Origin of the sequence: Brevundimonas sp. Bb-A, from assembly GCF_009394735.1 — a bacterium.
Lineage (GTDB): Bacteria > Pseudomonadota > Alphaproteobacteria > Caulobacterales > Caulobacteraceae > Brevundimonas > Brevundimonas aurantiaca.
Genome location: NZ_CP045456.1, coordinates 299427 through 318313, shown reverse-complemented (window position 1 = coordinate 318313; position 18887 = coordinate 299427). Strand labels below are relative to the sequence as shown.

The window sequence follows — 18887 nt, the reverse complement described above, 5'->3', positions numbered from 1 at the left end:
GCGACTTAGTGGCAAAAGCCTTCGCAGGTCGAACCTGTATCGTACCTCGATCTTCCACGGCCTGTTCCGAACCTGACTGGCTCCGACGCGGCGACGCGCCGAACCTGACTGGCTCCGGTACAGGCCGTGCAGTGTCGGCCCGGCGTAATCGCCGCCCCGATCGCGCCGCAGAGGCGACCCTTCCACATCACAGGTCCGGCCGTCCGGCACGCGCATTACGGCGGCGATCGTTCCGGCGCGTCCGCTATTCGACACCCGGAAACATCGGCCGGCAGGTCCGGTTACCTCCGCATCCCAATCAAGGAGCGGATGTATGGCTGTGATGACAGACGACGTCTGGCGCGAGGTGTTCGTGACCGGACTGAAGAACGCCCATGGGGTCGAACATCAGGCCCTGGCCCTGATGGACCGTCAGATCGAACGCGCCAAGAACTTCACCGAGGTCTCCGATCAGCTGACGGCGCACCGGGTCGAGACCGAACAGCAGATCACCCGGCTGGAACAGCTGCTGGGACAGTTTGACGAGACGCCTTCCGGCCTGAAGGACGCCGCCCTTTCGCTGGGCGGATCAATGGCGGCCATGGGCCATGTCTTCGCCGAGGACGAGATCCTGAAGAACGCCTTCGCCAACTTCGCCTTCGAGAACTATGAGGCGGCCGTCTACAAGGGGCTGATCCTCCTGGCCCGGCACGGCGACTATACCTCAGCGCTCGATCCGCTCGCTGCGACCCTGGAGGAGGAGCAGCGGATGGCCCGCTGGGTCGACGAGAGCCTGCCGACCCTGACCGAGAAATATCTGCGTCTGAAACGCGACGGCGAAAACCCCAGCCGTTGATCGGCTACGCAATCAAGGATTGACCCATGTTCATGCACAACAAGAAGCTGATGTATACGGTGCGGGTGGCGGAGCCGAACCCCGGCCTGGCCACCCTGATGCTGGAGCAGTTCGGCGGGCCGCAGGGCGAGCTGGCGGCGGCCATGCGCTACTTCACCCAGGGCCTGGCCGACGAGGACGTCAATCGGCGCGACATGCTGATGGACATCGCGACCGAGGAACTGAGCCATCTGGAAGTCATCGGCTCCATCGTCGCCATGCTGAACCGCGGCGCCAAGGGCAAGCTGGCTGAGGCGGCCGAGGAAGAGGCGGATCTCTACGCCAGCATGACCTCCGGCGGAGACAGCCACACCATGTCGATCCTCTATGGCGGCGGCACGGCCCTGGTGAACTCGTCCGGCGTGCCGTGGACGGCCGCCTATATCGACTCCATCGGCGATCCGGCCTGCGACCTGCGCTCCAACATCGCCGCCGAGGCTCGCGCCAAGATCGTCTATGAACGACTGATCAATGTCACCGACGATCCGGGGATCAAGGACGCCCTGTCCTTCCTGATGACGCGCGAAGTGGCGCACCAGAAGTCGTTCGAAAAGGCGCTCTACGCCATCCCCGCCAACTTCCCTCCCGGCAAGATCCCCGGCCGGCCGGAGTTCGCCGACAAATATTACAACATGTCCCAAGGCGAGGGCGACGCCTCCGGTCCCTGGAACGAGGGCGAGCAGTGGGAGGTGGTGTCCGATCGCGAGATGCAGATGGCGGTGGACGGCGGCGACGGCCACGCCACGGTCGAGATGGACGCCAAGGCGGGCAAGGCGGTGGAAGCCTTCATGAGCCGGACCATGTCGGACCCCGAGTCGGACCCCGTGACCGGCGCGGACCTGGGCGCAGGGGCGGGCGCAGGTCGGACGACCCCGATCGAAGACTGAAGAGACGAGAAGAGAGACGGCGGGCGCGGCTGCGGCGGCGTCCGCCGGATCTGATCTTTGGTGCGGGTGGTCGGGCTCGAACCGACACTCCTCTCGGAACTGGATTTTGAGTCCAGCGCGTCTACCAATTCCACCACACCCGCACAGGCGCGAAGGCACCGCTCCTATACCGGCCTCGGCCGCAATTCAACCGCGTCGGCGTCGGCGTCGGCCCACCGTCAAGCGGCGGGCGGCGCCGCGACCTCCACATGGGCGTCGGTCCCGCCGGCGAGGATGCGTTTGGCGCGAATGTAGATTTCGACGCGCTGCATGACGATCAGCCCCATGGCGAAGACCAGGAAGGCGTCGGTCACGGCCATTGCGTTCAGATGCCACTGGGCCGCATGACCTTCGATCAGGTCGCGCAGGGCCGTGCGGCCCGCGAACAGGGCGACCAGCAGGATCAGCCCCAGGGGCGAGGCCTGAGCCATGAGGCTGCCGTCCGGCTCCTTTTCGATGACCACCGTCTTGCCGCGATACCAGCCGGCCAAGCCCCCCAACAGTCCGCCCAAGGCCAGGATCGCCCAGCCGGCGGGGCCGAACGGCGCGTGGACCGCGCCGGGCGCCTGGGTCGAACCCCAAAGGCCAAGCGCGATCAGCGGCAGGACCACCGCAGGCGTCACCCAGATGAACTTCAGCTTCAGCGGCCGCCGCCGCCGGTTCCGCAGCAGGACAAGCGCCAGGACGGCCGGGAAGACCAGAAGCGGAATCAGTTTTTCAGGCGGCATGTCGTTCTCCGGGCCTCCCCCCGGAAGCCGACGTGGGGCAGCCTACACCCGTCAGGACCCGGCCGGAAGCGGGGCCACCGTCTGTTCGATGGCACCGAAGATGGAGCGGTGATGATCGTCCAGCATTTCGATCCGCACCGTGTCGCCGTGGGTCAGGAAGGGGGTTTCGGGCGCGCCGCGCAGGATCGTCTCGACCGTGCGGACCTCGGCGATGCAGGAATAGCCCAGGCCGCCTTCCGTGACCGGCTTGCCGGGTCCGCCGTCGGCGTCGCGGTTGGAGACGGTGCCGGAGCCGATGATCGTCCCGGCCGACAGGGACCGGGTCTTGGCCAGATGGGCGATCAGGGTTCCGAAGTCGAAGGTCATGTCCACCCCGGCGTCGGCCTTGCCGAAATCCTGGCCGTTCAGCTGAACCGACAGGGTTCCGTGCAGCTTGCCGTCCTTCCAGCGGTCGCCCAGGGCGTCGGGCGTGACGAAGACGGGCGAGAGGGCGCTTGAGGGCTTGGACTGGACGAAGCCGAAACCCTTGGCCAGTTCGGCCGGGATCAGATTGCGCAGGGAGACGTCGTTGACCAGGCCGACCAGGCGGACGGTGGCCAGGGCCTCCTCCCGCGTCGCGCCCTGGGGCACGTCGCCGGTCACGACCACGATCTCGGCCTCCAGGTCGCAGCCCCAGGCCGGATCGGCCAGCGGGATGGGATCGCGGGGAGCCAGGAAGCCGTCGGAGCCGCCCTGGTACATCAGGGGGTCGGTCCAGAAGCTTTCGGGCATTTCGGCGCCGCGGGCGCGGCGCACCAGTTCGACATGGTTCACATAGGCCGAGCCGTCGGCCCACTGATAGGCGCGGGGCAGGGGGGAGGCGGCGTCCCTTTCGTGGAAACGGCCGCGCGGCACGGCCTCATGCTCCAGGCTCTCGGCCAGGGCCGCCAACTGGGGGCCGCAGCGGTCCCAGTCGTCCAGGGCGGCCTGGAGGGTTGGGGCGATCAGAAAGGCGTCAGTGAACCAGTGCAGGTCCTGCGAGACGACCACGAGGCGGCCGTCGCGGCCGTGCTTGAGCGAGGCGAGTTTCATGCCCAACGCCTAGACCGAAATCGCGCCGGGGGGAACAGAGGGAGGGATCAGTGGACGCTGCGGCCGTGGCCGGGGGTCTGGCCGCCGGGGCGCGGCGTGGACAGCTGGCGGTGGGCGGCGCGCAGTTCCTCGATCCGCTCCTTGCGGCGGCACCAGTGGTCGTTGAACTGGGCCACGGCCTCGCGCAAGGCGGTCAGCTGTTCGGCCTTTGTCATCTCTCGCTCGATCTCCTCGACCGGCTTGGCGGGAACGGGCGGCGGGACGGGCTGGGGCGGGAGCGGGGCGTAGGGGGGCTTGTCCAGCACGGCGACGCCGGGGGCTTGGGCGGGGCCGGATTCATCGGCGGGGCCGTGCTCCACCCGGTCGCCCTTGATGACCACATGGCTGTTGGAGACCACGGTCACATTGGCCGGGACGGCGGGGTGAGGGGGGGATGGACGGTGGGCTTCTTGGTCGGACTTGGCCGTCGGCTCCTGCGGCGGCGTCTCTTCCTTCGGTTTGACCGTCTCCTTGATCCGGCCCTTCAGGGCGTGATCGACGGCTTTCAGCGGCTTGGACGGCCCCTCGGCCAGGACGACGACCGCGCCCAGACAGTCGTCATAGGTGGCGCGCAGGGCCTTGGCGGCGCCGACCAGGGCGTCGCTGTTGGCGGTCATGGCTGCGTGGCAGGCGCGGTCGATGGCGCGCCAGATTGATTCGGCGGCGTCGGCCTGGGTGGTCGTGGCGCCCTTGCCGGCCCGCCAGGCCAGGACCGTCAGACCCAGGATCAGGGCCCCCAGCAGCAGGAGCAGCAGCGGGTGGACGCCAAGGAACAAAGTGGAGTCAACGGGTTCTAACGCCGCCGGATCGGGTGTCTGGAAATCCTGCGGATAGTTGGAGACGCTCGCCGACATGCCGCACCCTGTCTGACCCGTTGTTCGCCGAACCATGATGCCGCAGCGGCGAAGCCGGGCCAAGAAAAAGGTTAACGACAGCCCTCAGGCGGCAGGGGTCAGCAGGGCGCGGGCCTCGGCGCCGGTCCGGGCGGCGCGGTCGCGCACCTCGACCTCGACGATGACGCCGCCTTCGGGCTCGACCGCCCACAGATAGCGGCGCTCGACCTCGACCGTGCGGCCGGAGGGGGCGAACCCCTCGAACGCATCGCCCCAGGGGGTGATCTTCTTCAGCTCGACGAAGGGCATGGCGCAGGCGGCGTCCAGCTCCTCCTGAGCCATCACGGTCAGTTCGTCATCGGTCAACGGGGGTCTCCTTCGTCGGCGTATATGGCGATGCGGGTCGGGGTATTCGAAGACACCGCCCCCCGATACATGCCCGAGGTGTTCATGGCGAAGGCGGGGGTTCCGTTCAGGCTCATGACGATGACGCCGCCGTCGCCGCCGATCGAGCCGACGTCGGCGATTTCGCCCTCCGCCGCCGCCTGGACGGTCGCGCCGTCGGCGGTGCGGCGGCAGATGTCGCGGGCGACGGTGGAGCGGATGAAATATTCGCCCGAGCCGGTGGCCGAGACGGCGCAGCCGTCGGCGTTGGAGGCGTAGGCGCCGGCGCCGATGATCGGCGCGTCCCCGACCCGGCCCCAGCGTTTGGCGGTCATGCCGCCGGTCGAGGTGGCGGCGGCGAGGCGGCCCTGGCTGTCCAGGGCCACGGCGCCGACCGTGCCGAACTTCTTCTCGTTCAGGGGCGGGGCGACGCTGGCGTGGGGGGCGGCCGATCGGTCGACGGGCGCGGCGGCGCCGGCGGGGCGTTCCGGTATGGGCAGGCCGGCCTCGGTCAGGGCCTTGACCAGACCCTGCCAGCGGCGCTCGGTAAAGAAGAAGGACGGATCGACCTGCTCCAACCCGACCGAGGCGGCGAAGGCGTCGGCGCCGGGGCCGATCAACATGACGTGGGGCGACCGCTCCATCACCGCCCGGGCGGCGGCGACGGGGTGGCGGGTGGTGGTCAGGCCGGCGACCGCGCCGGCGGTCAGGTCCGATCCGTTCATGACGGCGGCGTCCAGCTCGTTACGACCGGCGGCGGTGAAGACCGCTCCGCGCCCGGCGTTGAACAGGGGATCGTCCTCCATGACCTGGACGGCGGCCTGGACCGCATCCAGCGCCGAGCCGCCGCTCTTCAGCACGGCCGAACCGGCGTCCAGGGCGGCTTGCAGCGCGGCGCGATAGGCCGCGTCCTGCGCGGGCGTCAGGCTGGACCGCTCGATCACGCCCGCCCCACCGTGGATCGCCAGCGACCAGCGCGGCGCGGCGTCCTGGGCCTCGACCTGGGCCTGGGCCGAGGAAAAACACAGTGCAAAGAGTGCAATCAGTCCGACACAGGCGATGCGCATGGTGAAGTCCCCCTTCGGCGACAAAACACGGTGCAATTGGTGCACTTTCTTCAGAGGCGCCGGCCCGTCGCATTGTAACGCCGCGTTCGGGCGTGTCAGGTCGATTGGCCGAAGAAAAACGGAAACGCGGGAAAATCAGAGTGTTGAGTTTGGGCGATGGGACGGCCCGTCAACGTGAGAGGGCGTCGCCGTGCGCACAGGACCGCCTTGCAACTGATGGGCTAGGTCGCAAATCGACCCGTTGCAGACAGTTGGTCCACAGGCGTGTAGCATCGCTTCGATGGACGCTTCGACCTGGATCGACATGTTGAGTGCCGCCGGGACCGTGGCAGCTGCTGGCGTTGCTGCCTACTCGGCCCGATTGGCTTGGAAGCAAGTTCGATTCCAATTCGAGCCTCAACTTCTTATCCCATCCCGTCACTTTCAGATAAAGATGGCATCTTCTTCTATACGCGAAGTCTTCTGGGAGAAACCCACGGAGAAGGCTGCTTATGTGAACGGCGGAGATACTGACTACTTTTTTCTCTTAAGGAACATCGGAAATGGGGCCGCATACGACGCTTCAGTCCGGATCGAACTAGATTTCGAAACGATTTTCGCTGACACACAATCAAAAATTGCTAATCACGCTCCCACGCTATCCGTGGACCATGACAGTTTTGGTGTGTCTCTTAGGATAGATGGTGAAATCATCGGCGGATTTCGGTTACCCGACCAAGCTTTCAGCCTTGTTGATCAGGTAGGAAGCGGATCTTCGCAAAACTCTGTTCGCCACTTTCCGATTGATCCCAGCCTATCATTCTTCGCCCTCTGTTATGGTGCATACCTAATGCATGAACGGATGATTGGCCGGATACAGCCAGAGCAACGAATAAGTTTCGACTTCATCGTCGACTACACAGACTCGTCGGGAAGACGACAAAGCCGACGATTCCCCCGAATTCTGATCATTCGTGGTGGTCGCTGGCAGGCTGACCTATCGGACGGCGTTGCCTTTGTTATGCTGACGGCTCCATAGCCTGAAAGTCCGCAACCCTCGACAGCAGACACCCATCCAGCCCGCTCCCCGCAAAGTCCTGTCCAGGAACCCTCACCCCCGTTGGTGCAGCCGTTTCCAGATCCTGTAGGCGACGATGGGGGCGAAGCCGCAGATCAGGGCGGCGATCAGGACCGTCCAGAAGCCGCCCTCCAGCCAGAAACGCCCGGCCAGGGCGCCGGCGCCGGCCGCAAGGGCCGGGCCGAGCCAGGGCAGCCAGGTCGGCGGCCGCATCTTCATTCAGGCGTCGACCTTGATGACGCCGCGACGGATCTGGTCCAGCTCGATCGAGTCGAACAGGGCCTGGAAATTGCCGTTGCCGAAGCCCTCGTTGCCCTTGCGCTGGATGATCTCGAAGAAGATCGGTCCGAATGTGTCCTGGGTGAAGATCTGCAGCAGCAGGCCTTCCTCGTCCGAACCGTCGATCAGGATGCGGTTCTTGCGCATCCGCTCCACGTCCTCGCCGTGGTTGGGCAGGCGTTTGTCGATCAGTTCGAAATAGGTCTCGATCGTGTCCTGGAAGTCCACGCCCCGGGCGCGCATGGCCTCGACCGTCTCGAAGATGTTCTCTGTGGTCAGGGCGATGTGCTGGATGCCTTCGCCGTTGTAGCGGCGCAGGAATTCCTCGATCTGGGAATTGTCGTCCTGGCTCTCGTTCAGCGGAATGCGGATGGCGCGGTCGGGCGCGATCATGGCCTGGGAGAAGAGGCCGGTCGCCTTGCCCTTGATGTCGAAATACTTCTGTTCCTCGAAGTTGAAGACCGAGTTGTAGAAGCCCGACCAGGTGCGCATCTGGCCGCGGCGGACATTGTGGGTCAGGTGGTCCAAGACCTCCAGGCCGACGTTGTTCTTGCGTTCGGCCTCTTCCCAGCCCTCGATCTCGTCCCAGGCGTCGTACAGGGAGCCGGCGTCGCCGTACTGGTCGATGACATACAGCAGCGAGCCGCCGATGCCCTGGAGGATATAGGGATAGTCGCCCAGGGCGCCGCCGTCGGCATCCGTCGCGGCCACGGCGCCGCGCTGGAGCGCCCCCTCATAGGCGGCCTTGGCGTCATTGGTGCGGAAGGCCATGCCGTTGGCCGAGGGGCCGTGATCCCTGGCGAAGTCCGCCGCCTGGCCCTTTGGCGAGCGGTGGACGAGGAAGGAGATGTCGCCCTGTTTCAGGCGCACCACGTCGGTCTTGGGGTTCACATGGGTCTTGGTGAAGCCCATCATCTCCAGCCGCGCGATCATCGCCTGGGGCTCAGGGCCGGTGAATTCGACGAATTCGAAACCGTCGACGCCCAGGGGGTTCTCCCGGTCGATCTGTTCCGCCGTCGGTTGATGGGGGTTGGGGGTCATGTCGTTCATGGCGCGTCTCCCGCGTAGCGTTCTGAGGCGGGCTTAACCGAAAGGGGCCGCCGATTGGCGCGGAACCTAGTCGCGGATGACGACAGAGCCAAGGCAGACCCACGGGGTCGTGATGAACCCTAACCCGGCAGCAGCCGCGTCGCCCATTCCGCGCCCATCAAAAGGCCGGTCCCCACCGCGCCGAGGATCGCCAGCCACACGGTGGCGACGGCGCAGCCGGCGAGGACGAACAGGCCGTCGCGCTGGATCAGGCCGACCGACAGCAGGGCCAGGGCCACGGAGGGGACGGTGTTGGTCAGGGGCAGGACGATGGTGGCCGTGGCCAGGATCATGAAGACCGCCGCCAGCTTCTCGCCCGGACCGTCGGCGAAGCGTCGCAGGCGGGGGCGCGACAGCCGGTCGATCCAGCCCAGTTTGGTTTCGGCGAAATCGGCCATGGCCTTCAGCCAGGAGCCCTTGGCGCGCAGCTTCAGGAACCAGCGGGGCAGCCAGGGCTCTTCGCGCCCGACCAGCATCTGTGCGGCCAATAGAATGACGATGACGCCCACGACCTGGGGCACGCCGTAAAGGCCCGGCACCAGGCAGGGGATGGACAGCAGCAGGATCAAAAGGCCGTAGGCGCGCTCGTCCAGCCGATCGCGGATCTCGTCCAGGGTCAGGCCGGCCTCGCCGCCCTCGTCGGACAGGCGACGCAGCAGACGGGTGATGTCGTGGCTGACGTCATCAACCTGGGGGGATGGGCGGGGCGCGGTCATCTGAGGGGCTTAAACCGCAACCGCTTCAGTCGCGAGCGTTGCGGTGTCGCAGCGGGTGACGGCGAGACCGGGTCTTGCTAGGGCGGGGCGGTTCGAGGAAATCTCCATGCTTCGCAGACTTTATGACGGCGTGTTCGACCTGGCGCGCCATCGCCACGCCACGCCGGCCCTGGCGGCGGTCTCCTTCGCCGAGAGTTCCTTCTTTCCCATTCCGCCCGACGTCATGCTGGCGCCGATGATCCTGGCCCGGCCGGAGCGGGCCTATGTCTACGCCGGGGTCTGCACGATCGCCTCGGTTCTGGGGGGCGTGCTGGGCTATGCGATCGGCTATTTTCTGACCGACGTCGGCCTGGCGATCCTGAGGTTCCTGGGCCATGCCGACGGGCTGGATCATTTCCGCCAGTGGTTCGCCCAGTGGGGCCTGTGGGTCATATTGATCAAGGGGCTGACCCCCATTCCCTACAAGCTGGTGACCATCGCCTCGGGCCTGGCGGCCTTCAGCTTTCCGGTCTTCATGGCGGCGTCGGTCGTGACACGGGGCGGGCGGTTCTTCCTGGAGGCCTGGATTCTGAAACGCTGGGGCCAGGCCATGCTGGCCCAGGTGGAAAAGCGCCTGGCTCTGTGGTCGGGGACCGGCCTGGTTCTGCTGGTCGGCCTGATAATCGCGGTGAAGCTTCTGTAAGTCGACGCGGAGACCGGACCGGAGTAAGACCGTTTCGCAATGAGAAGCCTCTATCGCCTGTTGACCCGTTGGTGGACCGCCTTCGCCCTGGCCGCGTCGCTGGCCATGCTGGGCGCGGCCCATGGGTTCGAACGGTTCGCGGGCCTGGCGCCGTGCAACCTTTGTCTGAAACAGCGCGAGGTCTATTGGGGCGCCGTGGCCGTGGCGGCCGTGGCGACGGCCTGGACGGTGCTGAGCGGCGGGCGACGCGGCACGCCCCGGATCGCCGCCTTCCTGCTGGCGGCCGTGTTTGCGACGGGCGCGATCACCGCCGTCTTCCATATGGGCGGCGAATACAAGTGGTGGAGCCTGCCGGCGACCTGCGTCAGCAGCGGGTCGGTCGATCTGGAGAGCCTGACCGCCCTGGCCCTGGGCACGGGGCCGGCCCAGAGGGTGGCCATGTGCGATTCCGTGGCCTGGAGCTGGCTGGGCCTGTCGATGGCCGGTTGGAACGCCCTGATCTCCCTGGCGTTGGCCGGGTTCAGCCTGCTGGCGACCAAACGCCCCAAGGACGCCCGCGCCCCCCGCTTCGAAAGGGCCTGACCCCATGACTGGCGCCGCCCCGCACACTCCTCTGCCCCGCCCGGGCCTGGGCGCGGACAGGGCGCGGATGGACGAAATCCTTCGCGTCGATCACGCCGGCGAATATGCGGCGGTCCTGATCTATCGCGCACAGAAGGCCGTGTTCGAGGGGCGCAAGGCGCGCGGCGACATCGTGCGCGACCTCGGCGAAATGCAGGATCAGGAGGCGGTTCACCTGGCCCGGTTCGAGCGACTGCTGAACGAACGCCGCGTGCGGCCGACGGCCATGACGCCGCTGTGGCGCATCGCCGCCTCGGCCCTGGGCGCCGGCACGGCCCTGATCGGCGAAAAGGCGGCCCACGCCTGCACCGAGGCGGTCGAGAGCGTGATCGAGAAACACTACGCCGACCAGATCGCCGAGATCGGCGACCGCGACCCGGCCCTGGCGGCCGAGCTGAAACAGTTCCGGGACGAGGAGCTGGCCCACCACGATCACGCCGTCGAGCACGGCAGCCGCGACGCGCCGGCCTATCGGCTGCTGAGCGGGGTGATCAAGGCTGGGTGCCGCGCGGCGATCAAGATCAGCGAGAAGGTTTGATCCCGCGCCACCGTCACCCTCGGGCTTGACCGAGGGCCGGGTGGTCCGCCGACTTGCGCCAAGGGCGATGCACAGCCCGATCCACGCCCGGTCCTCGGGTCAAGCCCGAGGATGACGGATTTGGAATGGGGCGGGGCCGCGCCTTAATAAATCTCGAACAGCCCCGCCGCGCCCATGCCGCCGCCGACGCACATGGTGACGACGCCGTATTTGGCCCCGCGCCGCTTGCCCTCGATCAGGACGTGGCCGGTCATCCGGGCGCCCGACATGCCATAGGGGTGGCCGATGGAGATGGCGCCGCCTGAGACGTTCAGCAGCTCGTCGGGGATGCCCAGGGTGTCGCGACAATAGAGAACCTGGACGGCGAAGGCCTCGTTCAGCTCCCAGATGCCGATGTCGTCCACCGTCAGCCCGTGGCGCTTCAGCAATTTGGGCACGGCGTAGACGGGGCCGATGCCCATCTCGTCCGGCTCCACCCCCGCCACCGCCATGCCGCGATAGGCGCCGAGCGGCTGAAGATTGCGTTTCACCGCCTCGCCGGCCTCCATGATCACACAGGCCGAGGCGCCGTCGGACAACTGGGACGCATTGCCGGCGGTGATGTATTCGCCCTGCTGGATCGCCTCGCCGCTGCCGAAGACGGGTTTCAGCGCCTTCAACCCTTCCAGAGTGGTTTCGGGCCGGTTGCCCTCGTCCTTGGACAGGGTCACCTCTTTCGAAGCGGTCTCGCCGGTGGCCTTGTCCGTGACCAGCATGGTGGTCGTCATGGGCACGATCTCGGCGTCCAGTCGCCCTTCCGCCTGGGCCGCCGCCGTGCGCTGCTGGGACTGAAGGGCGTATTCGTCCTGGCGGTCGCGGCTGATGTTGTAGCGGCGGGCCACGACCTCGGCCGTCTCCAGCATCGACATATATATATGGGGCGCCAGCTTCAGCAGGGCCTCGTCCTTGCCGCGGTACAGGTTTATATACTGGTTCTGGACCAGGGAGATGCTCTCCAGCCCGCCGCCGACCGCCATCTTCTGCTGGTCGAAGATCACCTGTTTGGCCGCCGTGGCGATGGCCATCAGGCCCGAGGCGCATTGACGATCCAGGCTCATGCCCGGAACCGAAGACGGCAGACCGGCCGCCAGGGCGACCTGGCGGGCGACATTGGTTCCGGTCGAGCCCTGCTGCAGGGCCGCGCCCATGATCACGTCCTCGATCTCGGCCGGCTCGACGCCGGCGCGCTGGACCGCGTGTCTGACGGCATGGGCGCCCAGCTGTTGGGCCTGGGTGTCGTTGAAGGCCCCGCGATAGGCCCGGCCTATCGGGGTGCGGGCGGTGGAGACGATGACGGCTTCGCGCATGGAGAGTCCTTCCCGGTTTCGTTCGCCGCTTTGGAGGCGCGGCCGTGTTTCCTCATGGGCGGAACTTAGGCGCCTCCCCCTGCGGTAAGGCAAGCGGAGAGGCTCGAGGGGCCGTCGGCGCACAGGTCTTTTGTGTTGAAACGGCGCCACAGTCGCCACATTGTTCGCAGATGCGAGGGAACCGCAGCCGCAGCCTGCCGTTCGGCTCCTGAACGTCGGGCGGACAGCTCGGCTTCGGGCATTTTTTACAGAACGAGGAAGCTATGAAGCTCAAACTTCTCGCATCCGTCGCTGTCGCCGGGCTGTTCTCAGCTGGCGCGGCCTCGGCAGATCCCAACGGTTGGTATGGCGCGATCGACGCCGGCTACCACATGATCGACGACATCAACGCCGAGTCGTCGACGACGGGCGCGAACTGGAACTATGAAGTGAACGACGGCTGGGCGGCCTTTGCTCGCCTCGGCTATCGCTTCAACCCCAACTGGCGCGTCGAACTCGAAGGCGGCTACCGCTCGGGCGATATCGGCAAGGTGCGCGCCGTTTCGGGCACCCAGGGCCTGTGCAACCTGACCCCGGCGACGGGCGGCTGCTTCTCGCCGGAAGGCGACATCGAGTCCGCCACCCTGATGGCCAACGTCATCTATGACTTCGGCTATGAAGCCTGGGGCGTGCGTCCCTTCGTCGGCCTGGGCGCCGGCGTGAACCGCGTCAACGTCGACACCATCGGCAATCTGCGCGCTAACCGCGGCGCCGCGTTCGCCATTGACGACAGCTCGACCAAGTTCGCCGCTCAGGCGATCGCCGGTCTGGCCTGGGCCATTGGCGACCGCGCCAACATCGACCTGACCTACCGCTATCTGACGGGCGACGCCTCGTGGGAATCGACCACGGCCGGCACGGGCGCCGGCGCCACCGCCTTCGGCGAATGGGACGGCGACTACGATCAGTCGCACACCGTGACCCTGGGCCTGCGCTACAGCTTCGGCGCCGAAGAAGCGGCCCCGCCGCCTCCGCCGCCTCCGCCGCCCCCGCCGCCCCCGCCGCCTCCGCCCCCGCCGCCCCCGCCGCCGGTTCCGCAGACCCCGGCCGCGCGTCAGTTCGTGGTCTATTTCGACTGGGATCGCTCGGACCTGACGGCTGAAGCCCGTTCGGTGGTCGCTCAGGCCGCCAACTACGCCAAGACGGGCCGTCCGACCCGCGTCCTGATCGTCGGCTACACCGACACCTCGGGCTCGGCCGCCTATAACGTCGGCCTGTCGAACCGTCGTTCGCGCACCGTCGCGGACGCCCTGGTCGCCCAAGGCGTCAACGGCGGCGTCATCGCCCTGGACGGCAAGGGTGAAACCGCCCTGGCCAAGCCCACCGCCGACGGCGTGCGCGAACCGCTCAACCGTCGCGCCACCATCGACATCAACTTCTAAGACAGGCAAGACTCGGTCTGACATCGTCAGATCGGGTCTCGTTCTTGGAAGTCTGTCAGCGTAAAGTTGGAGAGCCGGCGCCCTTGCATTCCGGGCGTCGGCTTCTTCGTGCGCCTGCCTCAGCCGCCCCCGCAATTTCCCCATCGCTCAGCTTTAGTGGGTTGATCCCCATGCGGCTAAGCGCGACAAAGCCCTCGAACAATCTCTCTTGCGCCAGACGACTTGATCGGAGAGGTGAGGCGACCCGGCGTTGTATGATCGCCAGGCCAGACGGCGTGGAACCCCTTAGATGGTCGATTTAAGACACTCCAATCGAACCTTCTTGGGCCGGCGGCGCAGGCGCTACCGGCTTCGCGGAGAGGTCATGAGCGCGCCTCGACCTCAGCTTCGCCTTCGCACCCCCACGCCGCAGCGGGCGGCCGAAATCTCCGTCTTCCCCACGCCTCAAAGAACCAGCGCGGAGGCCGGGCCAGGTCGTGCGATCCAAAGCTTGGATGGCCGGAGATTCCTTATCGTCTCGGCGCCGTTCGGGCCGTTCGGCGTCGCCTTGGCGCAGACTCTCGAAGCCCGCGGCGCGACCGTCCAGCGAATGATCTTCAATGCGGGCGACGCCTTGAACTGGCCGCGAGCGGGGGGAAGGGTGTTCAAACACTCCGCCCAGGTCTGGGCTTCGCGACTGGCGGAACTGACGGCCGATTTCACCGATCTTCTGCTGTTCGGCGAGGGCGGCCCTTACAATCGCGCGGTTCTGTCCGCGGCGGAAGGACTTGGGCCACGCGTTTGGGTGTTGGAGAACGGCTATTTCCGCCCGGACTGGATCACCGTCGAACAGAACGGCGTGAACGCCTCAAGCGGCCTGCCGCGTTTTAAGGACGGCTATCCGGAGCCGGCGCCGCTTTTGCCTGATCCGAAACCCGTGGGGCGAATCCTGCCGCACCATGTGGTCAACATCACCGCCTATCATCTGGCTCAGGCCGTGGGGGGCTTTCTCTTTCCGCGCCACGCCAACCACTACACCGCCTCTCCGCTCAGCCAGTGCCTGGGTCACGTCCGGCGATATTTCGGCCTGGCCCTTCAGTCGCCGTCACGCAACGATGTGGAGGTGATTGCGGCGCGGGGCCCCTTCTTCATCGCCTGTCTTCAGCGGGAGGGCGACGCCCAGCTGCTGCGCTATTCCCGATATGCCGACAATACGGCGTTCCTCGCCGAGGTGATGACCAGTTTCGCCACCCATGCGCCAAAGGCGGCGCGGCTGGTGATCAAGAACCACCCCTTGGATCCCGGCTTGATTGACCTGGAGGCGGTGACGCGGCGCCTAGTCATCGAGCGGGAGCTGCAAGGCCGGGTTGATTTCATAGACGGCGGAAACCTGGCCCAGCTGTGCCGCGCGTCTCGGGGCATGGTGGTCAACAACTCTTCGGCCGCGCTTTCGGCCCTGGGGTTCCAGACGCCGGTCAAGGTGTTGGGCGACGCCTTCTTCAACTTCGACGGTCTGACGGATCAGCAGGCGCTGACCGACTTCTGGTCCAAACCCCAGGCCCCGGACCCTGCTCTGTTCGCCCGGTTCCGCGCCCATGTGATCGCCCAGAGCCAGGTCAACGGCAATTTCCACGAGCCGCGCGCCATTCGGCGCACCGCAGAAGGCGTAGCGGACGTGTTCGAACGGGTTTCCTGAACAAAATTTGCGCTTAAGGGCGTCAAGGGTGTGCTCTCTGAGCCACCCAAGCGTGTTGTCACGATTCTGACACATATGTGTCACCTAGCATTACAAGATGGATCGTACACGGGGCCGGATTTAGACGTGACGACCACGTTTCCGACTTTTTTGGTCCACCAGCTGGGGATAGCGAATGACCTTCCGTAAATTGGCGTATGGCGTTTCGGCCGCCGCCATCATGATGTCGGCCTCGACGGCCGTCTTTGCTCAAGAGACGACCGGCGCTATCCGCGGCCGCATCCTGGACGGCTCCGGCGCGGCCGTGGTCGGCTCGGTGACCATCGTTCACGAGCCCACCGGCACGACCGTCACCACCATGTCGGACTCGTCGGGCTTCTACAGCGCGCGGGGTCTGCGCGCCGGCGGACCATACACGGTGACGGTGTCAAGCGCGGCCGGTGAAGGCGGCATTCAGCTGGACAGCATCGGTGTGGGCGACGCCGTCAACGGCGACGTGATCGTCAATCAGGCCGCCGCCGAGCTGGAAGCCATTACGGTGACCGGCCAGCGCTTCTCCAACGACTTCGGCTACGGCACCGGCTCGAACTACGGCGCGGGCGACATCGCCGCCGCCGCCTCGATCAGCCGTGATCCGAAGGACATCGCGCGCCTCGATCCGTTTGTGACGCTTGACCCCTCGAACGAAGACGCCCTGTCGTTCGCCGGCACCAATACGCGCCAGAACCAGTTCACCGTCGACGGCATTCGCCAGAACGACGAGTTCGGCTTGAACGGCAACGGCTATCCCACCCAACGGTCGCCGATCTCCATCGACGCCATTCAGGCTTTGAACGTTTCGGTGGCGCCCTTCAGCGTCATCAACAACGGCTTTGTCGGCGGTTCGATCAACGCCGTCACCAAGTCCGGCACCAACACCTTCTCGGGCTCGGCCTTCTATGAGAAGTCGGACGACAGCCTGCTGGGCGACCGGTACTGGGGTTACGGCCCGCGCGGCAACGGTTTCCGCGCCCGCCAAGACTATAACCGCGTCTTCGACGAAAAGACCTGGGGCGCCACCCTGGGCGGTCCGATCATCCGCGACACCCTGTTCTTCTTCGCGTCTTACGAAAAGTTTGAGTCGCAGTTCTCGCTGAACGAAGGTCCGGTCGACGCCGGCTTCGCAAATCCGATTCCGCGCATCACCACTTCGGCCGTCGAAACCTTCCGGCAAGGCGCCAAGACGCGCTACGGCTATGAAACCGGTTCTTTCGTCAATGTGGCGCCTCCCGTCCAGGACGAGAAGTACCTTGCGAAAATCGACTGGAACATCAACGCCAACCACCGGTTGGCCGTGACCTTCCAAGAGACGACCGGCACCTCGTTCAACGGTTCGACCACGTCGGCCTTCATTAACGGCGGCTCGACCACGCAGCCGCGGTTGGCGCTGGAATCCAGCCAGTATGTCAAGGATGAGCGCCTCACGACCTGGAACGCTCAGTTGAACTCGCAGTGGACGGACGCCTTCTCGACCGAACTGCGGGTCGGCTACAAGGAAACTGAAACCACCCAGCTGCCTGTCGGCGGACTGACTGTCGGCCAAGTCACGGTCAACGTTTCCGATCTGGCGGGTGTTCAAGCCGGCTCGGGCACGCCGCAAATCCAGTTCGGCGCCGACAACTTCCGTCACGACAACTATCTGTACAGTGAAGTGAAGAACGCCGAACTGATCGGCCGCTATAGCTGGGGTTCGCACGACTTCATGGCCGGCGCGCGGATTGAAACGCGCGACTTCACCAACGTCTTCGTGTCGCAGTCGCTGGGTCAGTGGACGTTCAACAGCTATGCCGACTTCCTGGCCGGTAACGCTTCCGGTCTGGTCATTCGCGGCGCCGTCAACCCGACCGGCGGCACCGTTCCCGCTCGGTTCGGCACTGCGCGCGACGGGGCCGTCGAATTCGGTTACGACGTGAACTCGCTGTACGCCGAAGACACTTGGCAGATCAGCGACACGCTTCGCCTGAATTACGGCCTGCGCTACGACTGGTTCGCCATGGACGACCGTCCGGTGCTGAACACCAACTTCCGCACCCGCAACGGCTTCGACAACACCGCCAATCTGGACGGTCGTGACCTGCTGATGCCGCGCCTTGGCTTCAACTGGACGCCCAGCGACTGGTCGATCTCGGGCGGCGTCGGTCGCTTCTCGGCCATCGGCACCAACGTCCAGATCGGCAACCCCTTCGGCAACGACGGCGCGCGGATCACCAATGCGGTCTGCACCGGCGCCATTCGGGGCGTGACGGATCTCTCCGTCGTTCCCACCGGCGCGAACTGCACCTTCACGCCCGGCAACGGCAGCGTGGTGGCGCTGGATCCGAACTTCGAAATCCCCAGCGCCTGGAAGTACAACCTGACGGTCGCCCGCGATTTCCGCCTGCCGCTGATCGAAGACTTCCGTCTGCAGGCGGACGTCATCCGTACGGATTTCGAGAACGCCCTCTATTACCGAGATCTGCTCGCAACCCGCTCGGGTTCAGCGCCGGACGGTCGTCCGGTCTATACCCACCCGACCGGCCCGGTGGTCTTCGATCTGCTGCTGGATAATCTGAAGGACGGCGGATCCTCCACCTCGGTCGCTCTGACGGGACAGAAGACGTGGCGCGACGGTGTGTTCGAAGGTCTGGACGTCCGCAGCACCTACACCTACACGGAATCGGAAGACGGCAATCCGATGACCAGCTCGCAGCCGGACTCGTCCTATGTCCGCTTCGCTTCGGCTGATCACAACAACCCGGTGCTGGCGACGTCGGACTACGAAATCCGTCACAAGTTCACGGTCAACGCGAACTACACCCGCGCCTTCTTCGGCGACAACGAAACGTCCATCAACGTCTTCGCCCAACGCCGCTCGGGCCTGCCCTTCTCCTACGTTTATCACAGCAGCCGCACGGGCAACTACGACAACGATTTCGGCAACGCCGTTCCGCAGTCGTACTCCGGCGCCCTGGGTACGTCGAACCAGCTCTTCTACGTGCCCCAGACCGACGGCAACGGCGTCGTCACCGCCACGAGCGATCCCCGCATCACCTATGCGTCGGGCTTTAATCTGACGGACTTCAACGCCTTCCTGAACAACACGGGTCTGATCAAGTACGCCGGCTCGATTGCGCCGCGGAACGCCTTCCGCACCGGCGCCGTCACCACGGTGGACCTGCGCCTGTCGCAGGAAATCCCGGTTCCGGTTCTGCCGACCGGCAAGCTGAAGCTGTACATGGACATCGAGAACTTCGGGAACCTACTCAACGAGAAGTGGGGCGTTCTGGAGCAGTATCCGTTCTATCGCGGCGTCGGTACGGTTGTGCTGAACTGCCAGACGGCCGGCGTCGCCTCCTCCTGCGCCGCCCCCAATGCAGTGTACCAGTACTCCTCGCTGCAAAGCGCAGGCGCTGCCGGAACGCCGCTCGGTGGTGAGGCTAAGCGCCCGAACGCCCAACTGCCGGCCTCGACCTGGCAGATTAAGTTCGGCGCCCGCATCTCGTTCTGAGTGAAGCGAGCAATG

18 protein-coding genes and 1 tRNA gene are annotated in these 18887 nt (G+C 65.9%); 9 read left to right on the top strand and 10 right to left on the bottom strand.

Annotated features, from left to right (window positions below):
* Nucleotides 1-313 precede the first annotated feature (313 nt).
* Together BSP_RS01635 and BSP_RS01630 are read left to right on the top strand one after the other, a co-directional pair.
* Nucleotides 314-835, top strand: a complete 522-nt coding sequence (locus BSP_RS01635) for a ferritin-like domain-containing protein (protein WP_227976013.1) — start codon at nucleotides 314-316, stop codon at nucleotides 833-835.
* 26 nt (nucleotides 836-861) lie between these two features.
* On the top strand, nucleotides 862-1761 hold the full coding sequence (locus tag BSP_RS01630; protein WP_152949091.1) for a manganese catalase family protein: 900 nt from the start codon (nucleotides 862-864) through the stop codon (nucleotides 1759-1761).
* 58 nt (nucleotides 1762-1819) lie between these two features.
* Here the strand turns inward: BSP_RS01630 and BSP_RS01625 are convergent.
* The 6 genes from BSP_RS01625 to BSP_RS01600 all read right to left on the bottom strand — a co-directional run bounded on the left by BSP_RS01625 (nucleotide 1820) and on the right by BSP_RS01600 (nucleotide 5922).
* Nucleotides 1820-1904 (bottom strand) — tRNA-Leu (locus tag BSP_RS01625).
* Between the two features lie 75 nt (nucleotides 1905-1979).
* Nucleotides 1980-2528 (bottom strand): CcdC protein domain-containing protein, encoded by a 549-nt coding sequence (locus BSP_RS01620; RefSeq protein ID WP_152949090.1) that lies wholly within the window; start codon nucleotides 2526-2528, stop codon nucleotides 1980-1982.
* Nucleotides 2529-2579: 51 nt separating this feature from the next.
* Complete coding sequence (locus BSP_RS01615) at nucleotides 2580-3599, bottom strand: fumarylacetoacetate hydrolase family protein (RefSeq protein ID WP_152949089.1); 1020 nt, start codon at nucleotides 3597-3599, stop codon at nucleotides 2580-2582.
* Between the two features lie 47 nt (nucleotides 3600-3646).
* Nucleotides 3647-4492, bottom strand: a complete 846-nt coding sequence (locus BSP_RS01610; RefSeq protein WP_152949088.1) for a hypothetical protein — start codon at nucleotides 4490-4492, stop codon at nucleotides 3647-3649.
* Nucleotides 4493-4576: 84 nt separating this feature from the next.
* The gene (locus BSP_RS01605) at nucleotides 4577-4837 is read right to left on the bottom strand and encodes a hypothetical protein (protein WP_227976012.1); all 261 of its coding nucleotides are present in this window, start codon (nucleotides 4835-4837) and stop codon (nucleotides 4577-4579) included.
* The gene (locus tag BSP_RS01600) at nucleotides 4834-5922 is read right to left on the bottom strand and encodes an isoaspartyl peptidase/L-asparaginase family protein (protein WP_152949087.1); all 1089 of its coding nucleotides are present in this window, start codon (nucleotides 5920-5922) and stop codon (nucleotides 4834-4836) included. The genes BSP_RS01605 and BSP_RS01600 overlap by 4 nt, the downstream gene beginning before the upstream one ends.
* A gap of 280 nt (nucleotides 5923-6202) precedes the next feature.
* On the opposite strand from BSP_RS01600, the gene BSP_RS01595 reads away from it, so the two are divergent.
* Nucleotides 6203-6940, top strand: a complete 738-nt coding sequence (locus BSP_RS01595) for a hypothetical protein (RefSeq protein WP_152949086.1) — start codon at nucleotides 6203-6205, stop codon at nucleotides 6938-6940.
* A gap of 72 nt (nucleotides 6941-7012) precedes the next feature.
* Here BSP_RS01595 and BSP_RS01590 read toward each other — a convergent pair whose 3' ends face one another.
* The 3 genes from BSP_RS01590 to BSP_RS01580 form a co-directional block, all read right to left on the bottom strand.
* Nucleotides 7013-7198, bottom strand: a complete 186-nt coding sequence (locus tag BSP_RS01590; RefSeq protein WP_152949085.1) for a hypothetical protein — start codon at nucleotides 7196-7198, stop codon at nucleotides 7013-7015.
* Entirely contained in the window at nucleotides 7199-8308 is a 1110-nt protein-coding gene (gene hppD, locus BSP_RS01585; protein ID WP_152949084.1) for a 4-hydroxyphenylpyruvate dioxygenase, read from the bottom strand.
* 119 nt (nucleotides 8309-8427) lie between these two features.
* Nucleotides 8428-9063: an exopolysaccharide biosynthesis protein gene (locus BSP_RS01580; RefSeq protein ID WP_152949083.1), complete on the bottom strand. Its 636-nt coding sequence runs from the start codon at nucleotides 9061-9063 to the stop codon at nucleotides 8428-8430.
* 106 nt (nucleotides 9064-9169) lie between these two features.
* On the opposite strand from BSP_RS01580, the gene BSP_RS01575 reads away from it, so the two are divergent.
* Genes BSP_RS01575 through BSP_RS01565 form a run of 3 tightly spaced genes read left to right on the top strand, consistent with a single transcriptional unit; the run spans nucleotide 9170 to nucleotide 10904 of the window.
* Entirely contained in the window at nucleotides 9170-9745 is a 576-nt protein-coding gene (locus BSP_RS01575) for a YqaA family protein (protein WP_152949082.1), read from the top strand.
* 39 nt (nucleotides 9746-9784) lie between these two features.
* On the top strand, nucleotides 9785-10327 hold the full coding sequence (locus BSP_RS01570; protein WP_054764110.1) for a disulfide bond formation protein B: 543 nt from the start codon (nucleotides 9785-9787) through the stop codon (nucleotides 10325-10327).
* Between the two features lie 4 nt (nucleotides 10328-10331).
* Nucleotides 10332-10904, top strand: coding sequence for a demethoxyubiquinone hydroxylase family protein (locus BSP_RS01565; protein WP_054764109.1), 573 nt, complete (start codon nucleotides 10332-10334; stop codon nucleotides 10902-10904).
* 143 nt (nucleotides 10905-11047) lie between these two features.
* On the opposite strand, the gene BSP_RS01560 is transcribed toward BSP_RS01565, so the two are convergent.
* Complete coding sequence (locus tag BSP_RS01560; protein WP_054764108.1) at nucleotides 11048-12250, bottom strand: acetyl-CoA C-acyltransferase; 1203 nt, start codon at nucleotides 12248-12250, stop codon at nucleotides 11048-11050.
* A gap of 263 nt (nucleotides 12251-12513) precedes the next feature.
* Between BSP_RS01560 and BSP_RS01555 the strand changes: the two genes are divergently transcribed.
* The 3 genes from BSP_RS01555 (at nucleotide 12514) to BSP_RS01545 (ending at nucleotide 18872) form a co-directional block, all read left to right on the top strand.
* Nucleotides 12514-13671, top strand: coding sequence for an outer membrane beta-barrel protein (locus BSP_RS01555; RefSeq protein WP_054764107.1), 1158 nt, complete (start codon nucleotides 12514-12516; stop codon nucleotides 13669-13671).
* A 547-nt stretch (nucleotides 13672-14218) separates the two neighbouring features.
* Complete coding sequence (locus BSP_RS01550) at nucleotides 14219-15346, top strand: capsular biosynthesis protein (RefSeq protein WP_227976011.1); 1128 nt, start codon at nucleotides 14219-14221, stop codon at nucleotides 15344-15346.
* Nucleotides 15347-15521: 175 nt separating this feature from the next.
* On the top strand, nucleotides 15522-18872 hold the full coding sequence (locus BSP_RS01545; RefSeq protein ID WP_054764106.1) for a TonB-dependent receptor domain-containing protein: 3351 nt from the start codon (nucleotides 15522-15524) through the stop codon (nucleotides 18870-18872).
* Nucleotides 18873-18887 lie beyond the last annotated feature (15 nt).